The organism is Flavobacterium sp. ABG, assembly GCF_001027725.1.
GTDB lineage: Bacteria > Bacteroidota > Bacteroidia > Flavobacteriales > Flavobacteriaceae > Flavobacterium > Flavobacterium cupriresistens.
This window is the reverse complement of sequence record NZ_LEKS01000006.1, coordinates 267,021-278,859: the sequence shown is the minus strand read 5'-3', so window position 1 is coordinate 278,859 and position 11,839 is coordinate 267,021. Positions and strand designations below refer to the sequence as shown.

The window sequence follows — 11,839 nt, the reverse complement described above, 5'->3', positions numbered from 1 at the left end:
TTCGAAATTTCTAAACCTGCTTAAAAATACTCTTAAGCTGATTTAAAATCCGTTCCAGTAATCGCAAATCTTCGGTCACAATCTCAGCGCTCCCTCTCATTTCCTGTTGAAACACGATTTGCTTTTTGTATGAAGTCTTTAAGCCGTTTGGTAAGGAAACATCAATTAACAAATTACCTTCCTTATCAGGAACCAAAGAAATATTTTGAACTTTACCTCTCAAAACACCAAACTCCCGGTCCGGAAAATTAGCCAGCCGAATATTTACTTTCTGACCTGTTTTAATTTTTCCGGAATTAACAGGTGATGCTTTAACTTTTCCAACAAAAGTATTTTTTGCATGGGGAATAATCGAAAAGATATTGTCTCCCATATTAATTGTTTGATTCTCGTTCCAAACTTGTAAAAAGGTTATTATACCGTTAACTGATGATCTTAAGGTAAAATTTAGTTCCCAGTCTTTTATACTTTTTTTAAGTTGATAAAATGATTGTATGGTGTTTCGATCTAAATTAATTTCTTCTTTTGTACTGTTGATCTGAGAATTTTGTCCTAATTTTCTATTCTCAATCAAAGTAGACTTTAATTGAGAAATGGCGGTTAAAAGGCTTTTATAATTCTTTTGTGCCTGAAGATAGCTCAGCTTTTTAGTTTCTATTTCCTGAATAGAAACAATCCCTTTACTAAATAAAGTTTCAAATCTGGTAACTTCGTTTTTTTGAAGTTGTAGCTCATTTTCATTAATACTTTTTTGCTGCCCCAGAATTTTTAATCGTTCTTTTATCTGAATATTTTCAGAACTCTGTGCTCTGCTTTCTACTTCAAATGGATGCAAATTATCACTTAATTCCCTGACCTGATAATCTTTCTGAAAAACTGCAAAAGCGTTTTCAATTTCTCCTAATTGCGCATTTTTCATTAACCTAAAAGGAAATACTACTCCTAAGTCATTTATATCATGGTTCTCTATAATCTTTTTTAATAAAAAGACATCTTTATAATTGGCTGTATTTTCGATAATGGCAATCGTTTTATTTTTTGAGATTAACTCTTTGTCTTTTACCAGAATTGCTTCAATACGACCCGAGGATTTAGAAACAATTTTTTCGGGTGGAATAGTAGTTGTAATTACTATTTCAGAAGTTATTATGTCAGGATATTTTACAAACCAAGACACAAAAAAAAGCACTAAAATAATTACAAATATCAAGACAGTTCCCCAGCGAATCATCCAGTGAGGTACTTTACTCAGAATATCCTGTACTTCTTCGCTTCTTAATTCAAGTATTACATTACTATCTGTCATAATTAATTTGCTAACTGTAATTGATTGCGTACTAAATCAAAATAACTTCCCCTATACTGTACTAGCTCTTTATGGTTTCCAACTTCTATAATTTTTCCTTTATCCAAAACCACAATTTGATCGGCATTCATGACAGTACTTAATCGATGCGCTATCACAATTACTGTTTTATTTTTAAAGAAAATATCAAGTTTTTGCATAATTGCTTTTTCATTATTACTATCCAGTGCAGATGTTGCTTCATCAAAAAACAATATTTCAGGATTTTTGTAAACAGCTCTTGCGATCAATAATCTTTGTTTCTGTCCTGTACTCATCCCTAAACCTTCCGTACCAATTTTCGTATTATATCCAAGAGGCAATTCACCGATATATTCTTTAATATTAGCGACATCAGCGGCATAAATCAGCTTTTCTCTGTCCACTTTATCCACTCCAATGGCAATATTGTTAGCAATAGTATCGCTAAAAATAAATCCTTCTTGCATTACAGCTCCAATATTACCACGCCATGCTTTTTGCGAAATATCTTTAAGAGCAGAACTCCCAATATTTACCTCTCCTTTCTCAGGTTCATAAAATTTAAGTAATAATTTCATTAAAGTGGTCTTCCCGCTTCCGCTGGTACCTACTATTGCTGTTACTTTATTAGCCGGAATAATAAGATTAAGATTTTCCAGAACTGAAATATCAGAACCGATATAGCGAAACGAAAGATTTTTTATTTCGATATCCACATTATACGGAACATCATTGGTTTGATTAGCCTCTTGCTGCGTTTCGTCCTCTTTACTATGAATTTCAGATAATCTCGACAATGATATTTTAGCATCTTGCAATTCCCGAACAAAATTAATAAGCTGCATAATAGGTCCGTTTAAACTTCCAACAATCGAACTTATGGCCAACATCATTCCTAATGTAATTTCTCCATCAATAACCAATTTAGCTGAAAGAAACAGGATCAAAATATTCTTTAATTCATTGATAAAAGAAGAACCTATCATTTGAGTTTGCTCTAAAATCAGCCCTTTTATTGAAACTCTAAACAATCTTGCCTGTACATACTCCCATCCCCAACGTTTTTGTTTTTCGGCATTGTGAAGTTTGATTTCCTGCATTCCGTTAATAAGTTCCATTACTTTACTTTGTTCATTTGAAACCTCAGCAAAACGTTTGTAATCTATAACCTCTCTCCTTTTGAGAAAAAGTGTAATCCACCCAAAATAAAGAATGCTTCCTGCAAAAAACACCAAAAAAATCTGACTGTTAAAATGCAGCAGAACACCTCCCATGACAATTATATTAAGTGCCGAGAACAAAACGTTAAGCGATGATGATGTTAATATTTGTTCTATTCTTTTATGATCGTTAATACGCTGCATAATGTCTCCTGTCATTCGAACATCAAAAAACGAAATGGGTAAATTCATTAATTTGATAAAAAAATCTGAAATAAGCGATACGTTTATTCTGGTCGAAAGATGCAATAAGATCCAGCTTCGTATCAACTCTAAACTCATTCTTCCTGCAAACACAAACAATTGCGCGAAAAGAATCAGATAAATAAAATGAATATTTTGATTTTGAATTCCAACATCAACAATACTTTGGGTTAAAAACGGAAAAATAAGCTGTAATAAACTACTCGCTAAAAGTCCTATTATTAACTGCACCAGAAAAGATTTATATCGTAGAACATACTGAGCCAGCATTTCAAAACCTAATGCTTTACTATCTGTTGTATTGAATTCAGATTGAAAGAACTTAGGAGTAGGTTCCATCAATAACACAATCCCTTCCTCAGTCGTTTCATCTGAATTATTCCCAATCCAAAATTTAAGAAAATCCTGTTTATTATATTCAATTAATCCAAAAGCCGGATCTGAGATGTAATAAATACCTCTTTTAACCTTATATAGAACGACATAATGATTCTTATTCCAATGCAAAATGCAAGGCAGAGGAACCTCTTCTAGTCTGTCAAGACTAATTTTTGCACTCAAATTTCTGAAACCTACTTTATCAGCAGCGTCACTCAAAAAAAGCAAATTACTTCCTTCTCGAGTTGTCTGGCTAAAATCTCTTAGTTTCTGAATATGAATCGTTTTGTCATAATGTTTTGCAATAATTTTTAAACATGTTGGACCACAATCTTTATTATCGGCTTGTACGTAATTAGGAAAACTCATTTTAAATATTAATTCCTTTCGCTTTACAAGTTTTATAATATTTCAATAGAAAATCATATACTACGACTTCGTGTAGTCTGTTTTTTGATTTAAAAAGTCTAACCATCGACATATGTATATAACTGCTCACCAAAGAATTAAAATTGACTTGTAATTTCCCCTCTTCTTTTAGCTGTAAAATAAAAGCTGTAAGATGGCTGGTTCTTGCATTAAAATTTTCAAAAAAGGTATAAAAGTATACTTCTCTTTCTGTTTTAGGTTGCATTAAATTATCAATTTCGGTTCTGAAATTACGATACTTATTATCTAATTGTTTGGTTAAAAATTTATCCATATTTATTTCAGAAGCAAATCCATTACGAAGATTTACCATAAATTGTAATTTATCTTCCATTGTATATTTAAAACCGGATAGGATATTGTTAATTAACACTAGTCCTATTTGCCATCTTAAATTTTCATCCTCTTCAATAACATTTTCAAGCAAATCAATAATCAAATTACTATCATGAAAAAAAAAGTCTTCGGCTATTTCTATAGTGTTTTCTCCATATCTTTCTAGTTCTCTCTGATATGTATCCAACTGGATTTTCCATACTAAATCATCTTCTTTTAATTTACTTAATTGTGCGGAGAACTTTTCTAAAACAATGTGAATATTCGTAATCTCTTTTAAATGTAACCTCAGTCGAATATGTGGTTGCGGATCACTATATCTGATAAAAAACCATTTATCAATAATGTCTTTTACTAATAATGAATTTACAGCTGGCTTAATAATTTCTTTAAGCATTGATTCTGTAATTTTCGAACCGCAATAAATTTTATAGTATACCCAACTTTCACCTACAATAAAATCTCTTTTTATTAAATTATTTTCCATTTGGGGTTAAGATTTGTAAAAGGATAAAATCAATTGGTTCGCAAAATGTTTCTTCGAATCTACATTTTGTACTACTCCTGAATTTGAATACAAGAATTCTTTAAGTTGAAATATTGGCATTTTTTTTACTGTTGTCAAGAACATTCTTATTGTAGATAAATTTTCCATATTAATAAGCAACTCATGATCAGATTGAATTAAGAGTACAAATTGAGGCATAGCAGTCTGTTTTCTTAAAGTCCTCACTTCTTCTAATAAGTCATCGTCTTTATCAAATACCTTATACAATAATGAAATAGCCTCTATTTTAACATTCCAAACTGCTTCTGCTAAAATTAAATCTTTGTACTCAATTCGGGGAATAAACTTATATTCACTACTATGTGGTCCTCTGTAAATGCTTATACTTGGCCTTTTATTCTGGGTTTGCATCTCAGCTAAAAATTGATAAATAGGCAGTGAATTGTCAACATAATTGTGTGCATTAGTCAATCGAGGCTCAATTTGTTTATTGAGCTTTTTTGATCGTAAAAAAATTGTATCAGACTTTACTGAAATCATCAAATCATTTATTTTGATTTGATTTGCAGAAGGCAATACTGATTTAGCTAAATATGGTATTTCAAACTCTCTGAGTCTTGGTCGCATCACTACATTACCAATTCTTGATTCCGGTAAATGTATTATTTCGGCTACTATTTTACCTTTATTGGTAGTAGCCTCATGAGCAACAATTTTATTGACATAATTTTCTATAGCAATATCTGCATGGCAAAATCTCGCTAGCAGATTTGCAGCACTTGAGTCTCCACACCCCCCTAATACTATTTTTTCCTGTCCATCTATAACGAGAAGTTCCGTCCAACAGGAAAAAGTATCTGGAATGTCATCCCAATTCTCCTCAAAACTAGCAACTTCATCATCTTCAAAAACTATTGAATACGCTTTATTGGCATAAGATTCAATTAACTTTTCCTGAAAAATAGTATTAAACAAAGACCACTTTATTTCTTTTTGCTCGTTATTTATACCTTTTGGAGCAATACGCAAATCATCAATTAACGGATTAATATCCGGAGAATTTTGATTTTGTTTGTAACCAATCCCCGATTCAACATCCAAAACCTTTTCTAAGGCTACCTCTCTCTCTTCGTATCTTTCAATAAAACTCTCTTTAAATTTTTTTAAACTAGTTTCTTTGGGAACAGGGGTAATTTTGTTTAGAAAAGACATTCCCTCTTTTATTTTGACAACAAATGAATCTGATAAATTATTTACAGGTGTTGTTACAATTAGATCCGTTTGAAAAAGATATTTTATATCAAAATCCGTTTCTAATCCTTCTAGAATAGTACTGATTTCGATGTAAGAAGATGGCGGATTTCCAATAGTGGTATCTATTAGTGCCAATTTCTCTTTTACACTTTTTAATATTTTTATTTCATTCCCGGTATCATTGATTTTAGATAAAACTGACAGGATATAATCTAAAAAATCTGTACCGGAAACGGACGGTTCCAGTTCGCTTATAAAAATCTGACTGTCAATTAAATCATCTACAAATTCCTTAACAACTTCAAAAGAATTGTCCTCGTCAATCAACAGGTTGATTAAATCGTTGTACAAAATTCCATTTTCTCCATGTTTTAATGCTTCTTCAAGATAAATAGAATCATCTACTCCAATAATATGATGGTTTCTTAAACTATTTACATATTCATATTCAACATATCTGACCTGATTATTCAGTTTATAAATACTTGAATTAGGGTAAAACAGTAACTGCTCCTTAATTTTTGTGTTCTTTGATAGATTTTGAGACAATGAAACCAAATAGTTCATGTCAAGACGTGTATGTCTTTTATGTGATTTTAGATCAGCCAGTTCAATTTGTGTATTCGTACTGATTTTACCAACAGAACAACCTGCAAACAACCCGAATGGTGTGCTTCTTGAGGACATTCTTGCCACATATTTTAGCAAAGAATTTCTTAATCGATCTATTTTCTTTTCGTCAATCATTTTTCCACTTACCCATTTTTCCAATTCATTATAAAGAATAGGGCTGGCTAAGAATAATGCCTCTTTAATAACTGAATATTCAAATGTTTTTTTCAAGTTTTCATCAGAAACTATACGGTCTGCTGTTAGATCTTTGTAAAAATCAACACAAAGCAAAGGCGTTCGCAAAATATAATTCTCAAAAGCCTCATATGCTGTTTTTTTTATCATATGTCGTAGTTTTTTAAATTCGAAGTGACATCAAGAAGAAAAAAATTATCCCAGCCATAATCTTGCGGTCCCAGTAAATAATCTAATAGAACCATCCCTACTCCAATAGTCCCGTCCAGCATTCCAACAGCCTCTTTAAATCCCTCAATAGAAAATTTAGGAAATCCTTCATGCTTTTCTCCAAAATCTAAAATATTTGAGATATACTTTTCGTATTCTTTATAAAACAAATCATCTCCTGTTATGGCAAACCATTTCTTGTGTATATAGGCTACACTGGCTAAACCATGACAAAATCCTGAGTCATAAGAGGAATACGGAAAAATTCGATCTAAAGAATTCCTGTTCACATTTCTGTAAGCCAGACTGATTGCTTTTTCTTTTAAACTATTATCCTGCAAAATAACAGAAGCTTTATATAAACCCAGAGAAATGCTTTGATCTCCATAACACCAACCTAATGCAATGTCATATTGGGCAGTAATTTGATTTACAGCTATGCTTGGGAAAGTTGCAAACGTATTTTGATCTGTGCTTTCAAACTTCAACAAACAAGAAACAGATCTCTTCAACACCTCTTTTATCAAATCATTTTCAGGATATATTTCAAGAAATTTAGAGAAGATAATTATGTAAGCTGTATGTCCGTGAGCCAAACCACAATTTGTTTTGTGCATCAAATCGTCAACGACTACCTCATTTTCTACTTTGGAAGCATTTGTAATATCTTCATTCACAATATTTGCTAAACGCTCAAACAATTTGACAACACTTTCTTTAAAGATTGGATCTGAATTATATGGTAGCCGCTCTAACAAATAAAATGCGGTACCGAAACTTCCATGCAAAAAATCAACATCATCTATTGTTTTGGTATTGCTAAGCGTGATTTCAGATATTAACTCATCAATATCCAGAAGAGCTTCTTTTAAATCTTCTGTCGCCTCTTTATCTAAAATCTCTTTTCTTAAAATGTAATCAAACATTTTTGCAAGTCCAGCCAAACCACTGCAATAATTAGGATGTACTTCTGTTTCATTGAGCTGATTTATGAACTTATTTAATGATACATGTATTTCCTCAATAATTTTAGGGTCGTTAGTACACTTGTATTTTAAATATTTAAGTACCGGTAATGCTCCTATTCCCGTAAATAGCGAAAGATCTTCACTATTTTTTTTATCATCTTCTATATTTTCTATAATGCCATTTACTGCATTAAAAACTTTTCCAACCATAATTCTCTATCTTTTTTCAATTTAAATGAGCAGTTTACCTCTTTTTAGTATTTTTAATTCAGTACTGCAGCATTATGATGTGCAAACAACAGTTTTCCATACTATTTTTGCCAAGGAAGTATATTGCTCAAAATTCTTTTTTGAACAACAAAACGTTATAAATAAGCTGATTTGTATTTTATGAATTTATCCGGCTAATCCTTAATTAGCGCTATTCCTTTAAGAAGAACTTCGTCTAAACCAGCCTGAATTCCTTTTACAGTAGGGTTGACTTCCATATCTATCTTCACCCCTTTTCTTTGTGTTTCTGTTCCGTCTGGATAAAAAATACCGGTTCCTGTCAGCAACGATTTCGTACCCAGAAAGTATATATCAAATACATTTCCATCAGCTCCTGCGGTTTGGCTTCCTACTGTAATAACATTATCGCCCGTTTGCAATAACATTGTACTATATTCAGCTCTACTCTGTGTATTTTCATCAACTAACAAAACAACTTTCCCTTTAAAATACTTTTTTGAAGGTTTGATTTCATTTCTTTTTCGATATTGAAATCTCCCTGGGAAAGACAAATCAGGCTCTACAATACTAACAAACTCTTTATTTTCTTTTATAAATCTTCTTGCCAAACTATAAGGAATAAACCTCGGATAATTCCGAATATCAATAATTAATCCTTTCAAATTTTGGAATTGATCCATCATTTTATCAACATCCTTCATTTCTAGATGTGCCATATCAATGAATCCAATGCTATCTTGTAAAATTTTATATTTTGTTTTCTGTACTGTATTTAAATAAACTAAATCATAAGGATATCTGTTTACCTTTTTTTGCAGTTCATGAAAATTTCTCGACAATAGTATCTCAACATTATTGTTAGTACCATTTGCTAAATACATATAAGTAGACCTAAGTTTACCTTTACTGTTAGATCCATTTAGATACTTCAATTTATTTTTTATGATCGTTGAGATATCTTCTCCATTTATTTTTTCAATAATATCTCCAATTTTTAAATCATTAATTTTTGATAACGAATCATTCGGGAGACTTGTTACAATTGCTTTCCCTTCAATTATCTTTACTTCTGCTGGAAAAAAAAACGTCCCAAAAAAGTTCACGGTATTATTTGTTTTATAATAAGCATGTCCATCATCTGTTTTTACCGCAGTCTCTAACATTGCAAGATCATAATCTAATTCATTCTTTGCTGAAATAAATTTGCCTATCATTTCAGGCAATACTTCATCCCATTTTTGATCTGTTTTGTATTTGTAAGGAAAAAAATACTCTACTGCATTCCAGAACCTGGAAAGACCTAAAACTCTCATCGATATATCAGGGTACAGTTCCTTTTTATGTTCGATTTCATTAATCATCAAAACATTACCAGTTCCTTCTTTATCTACATAAAAAGGCTTCCCCTGATATCGATTTTCTTTAATAAATTTTAATTTTTCTGCGACGGCCAAGCCAAAATATTCTTTATTCTCAAGCCATTCGAGATTCAAATTTTGAGTAAAATATTTTGATTCATCTGTCATCTTGGAAATGTTCGTCTTTTTCACATCTCCAAGGCTATTAATCCAATTCAGATAAACAGCTCCTCTTTCTTCTTTGTTATTGGCTTTTTGTATTAAAGGTAATTGTACTAAAAATTGTTCGTCCCAATTAAACTTACCACTGGCTACATTGGGGTGATAGTATTTTAAAAAACCCCAAACTTTAACAAAAAAAGCTTCATTTTGAAATGAAATTGATTCTATTTCGGTTGTATTTTTCTGACCAAATAAATTATTGATAAATAAAAAACAACAGATAATTATTATTTTGATACGCATACTTTCTTATTTTATAAACTAACTCGTTGAGTACAAAAAAGTGTAAGCTAATGCTACTAATTGCCTCATGTAATTTTTACCTTAAAATTTTATCCCGCATAGAAAAACATTTCCTAAAACTTCATCAAATTGGTCTTTTATTCCTTTTTTATACTTAAAAATGTTCTAATCGATGGTATTAATAAGTACGTCCTACAGATTAAACTACGAAAACATCCTGATTAAAAACCGGGGCTTACCGGCACAGTCGTATTACAAACTCTATCAGCAGGCAATGTAGACGGGCATCCTACATTTGTTGGACCACTACCTGTACACCAGCAACAGGTAAAGTTTTTTTGTGTACTTTCACCTGTACCACCTCCGTTGACTGACATCGCCTGATTGTCTGATAAACGTGCAATTTTTATTTTATTTAATTTCATATTCTATTATTTAAAAGTATGTAGTACTAAATCTTTAATTCAACTATTTTTATCTTTTGATTTGTTGTAACACAAATTAAGCTAACAATTAAAATAGGGTTAATTTCTAACCCTATTCATCAAAATATTAAAAACCAGGACTCACAGGCTTCGTTCCATTACAGGCCGGATCACTCTGATTACTTGCTGTAGGGCAGTGAAAAGAAGTCTCGCCGCTAGAACACCAACAACATGTAAAATTTTTCTGTGTACTCTCTCCTGTACCTCCACCATTAATGGATTTTGCCTGACTATCTGATAAACGGGCAATTTTGATTTTGTTTAATTTCATTTTTTAAAAATTTAAATTGTTTAATTAAGCTTTTCAAATATTATAAATTCTTTAAATCACGTGCACTTGATTTTAAATTCATTTTATTAAAAAGTTTTATAAACTTAAAGGCTTTTTAGAAAGACTCTTATGCAGATTTATGCGAATTTTATGCGTTTTATTTTAATTCATATCTGCATTCAATAAAACTGTGTTCGAACACATTTTTTACTAATTTCCTTGCAAAACAAAAAAAGTATCAGTATTTTCGTCTCTATTCTAATGCTAACCAAACGTATTTTCAATCAAAAAAATAAAAGAATACTTACTCGAAAACACCAAAACCAATGAAAAAAAAATTGCTCCAAACAAGATTAAACAAGGGGATCTCACAAGAAGAATTAGCAGATTTACTAGGGATGTCACAACCCAACTATTCCAGAAGGGAAAAAGGACTAAAAAACATATCTGAAAATGAATGGCTTAAGATAGCAAAACACTTAAATGTAAAAAAAGAAGAAATTTACGAAATTGATACTCCTCTAACTAATCAAGTAGACTATTCCATTAAAGAGGAAACTTTTACAATTCCTAAATTCATCATCGAACATATAGAATTATTGAAAGAAAAAAACAAAGAATTAAAAGAGAAATTAAAAAAGTATGAAAATTAAGTACTTTATAGCACAGAAAAAAGTAAAGTGCAAGTTTTAAAATTATATATCCTTATTAATTAATTTCAAAAAATCCCTTTTTATATCCTTTAAAAAATAATTAACCTATTTCCTTTTCGTCAGACATAAGAATCTAAAACATCTCTTTCTGCCATTTTTATCCAAAAGATTATTCTGAAAATCTTTCAGGGCGACACTACTATCTTCTTATTTTTGAACTTTGTATGAACTAAAGCCGATTTCTGTTTTTCTAAATTTTAGCAGTCAAAAAAATGTACTCTTCTACGATCGCTTTTAAACTCCATAACTAATTATTTGCTGTCGTCTGTCAAAAATATGTTGAGCAAGAAATTACCAACCGAAAAAACAAATTTACTTTAATTCCTATTCGCACTATTAATTTACAAATCTAATAATCACTTCAAATTGTTACAATCAAAAATGATCCTTAAAATATACTTTTATAATAATTTCAAAGAGCTTATTTTAATCTTTAGTAGATGCTGGTAGCTTTATATAATTAGCAATTTTTGCTACACGAAATCTATTTTCTTTTAGAAGGTTATTATCATTTTATCATTAGTATAAATACAAAAATTTAGCATATTCTTATTTATAGAAATCAAATAATTACTATTCGTTAAAAACAAAATATTTAGTCAAAGATTCCTATTAAATACAAAAACTCCTTGTTTTATACAATATTTTAAAAAAGTCTAATCTTTTTATATCTAA

General features: G+C 30.6%; 9 protein-coding genes. 1 reads left to right on the top strand and 8 read right to left on the bottom strand.

Translation table 11 applies throughout. The features are described 5' to 3' along the window. Window positions 1-10: 10 nt before the first annotated feature. The 8 genes from AB674_RS08830 to AB674_RS23210 form a co-directional block, all read right to left on the bottom strand. Window positions 11-1,306, bottom strand: coding sequence for an HlyD family secretion protein (locus AB674_RS08830; RefSeq protein WP_047775733.1), 1,296 nt, complete (start codon window positions 1,304-1,306; stop codon window positions 11-13). Between the two features lie 2 nt (window positions 1,307-1,308). Next, complete coding sequence (locus tag AB674_RS08825) at window positions 1,309-3,498, bottom strand: peptidase domain-containing ABC transporter (protein WP_047775731.1); 2,190 nt, start codon at window positions 3,496-3,498, stop codon at window positions 1,309-1,311. Window position 3,499: 1 nt separating this feature from the next. Then, entirely contained in the window at window positions 3,500-4,381 is an 882-nt protein-coding gene (locus AB674_RS08820; RefSeq protein WP_047775730.1) for a thiopeptide-type bacteriocin biosynthesis protein, read from the bottom strand. Between the two features lie 6 nt (window positions 4,382-4,387). Beyond that, window positions 4,388-6,613 carry a lantibiotic dehydratase family protein gene (locus tag AB674_RS08815; RefSeq protein ID WP_047775728.1) on the bottom strand — a complete coding sequence of 742 codons (2,226 nt, stop codon included), beginning with the start codon at window positions 6,611-6,613 and terminating at the stop codon, window positions 4,388-4,390. Beyond that, window positions 6,610-7,851 carry a lanthionine synthetase LanC family protein gene (locus AB674_RS08810; RefSeq protein WP_047775727.1) on the bottom strand — a complete coding sequence of 414 codons (1,242 nt, stop codon included), beginning with the start codon at window positions 7,849-7,851 and terminating at the stop codon, window positions 6,610-6,612. Before AB674_RS08810 ends, AB674_RS08815 begins: the two co-directional genes overlap by 4 nt. Before the next feature lie 194 nt (window positions 7,852-8,045). After that, window positions 8,046-9,695 (bottom strand): S41 family peptidase, encoded by a 1,650-nt coding sequence (locus AB674_RS08805; RefSeq protein WP_047775725.1) that lies wholly within the window; start codon window positions 9,693-9,695, stop codon window positions 8,046-8,048. 221 nt (window positions 9,696-9,916) lie between these two features. Next, window positions 9,917-10,120, bottom strand: coding sequence for a hypothetical protein (locus AB674_RS08800; protein WP_047775724.1), 204 nt, complete (start codon window positions 10,118-10,120; stop codon window positions 9,917-9,919). 127 nt (window positions 10,121-10,247) lie between these two features. Further along, a complete protein-coding gene (locus AB674_RS23210; protein ID WP_047775722.1) occupies window positions 10,248-10,451 on the bottom strand; it encodes a hypothetical protein in 204 nt (67 codons plus the stop codon). Between the two features lie 326 nt (window positions 10,452-10,777). Between AB674_RS23210 and AB674_RS08790 the strand changes: the two genes are divergently transcribed. After that, entirely contained in the window at window positions 10,778-11,104 is a 327-nt protein-coding gene (locus tag AB674_RS08790) for a helix-turn-helix transcriptional regulator (protein WP_047775721.1), read from the top strand. Window positions 11,105-11,839: the final 735 nt, after the last annotated feature.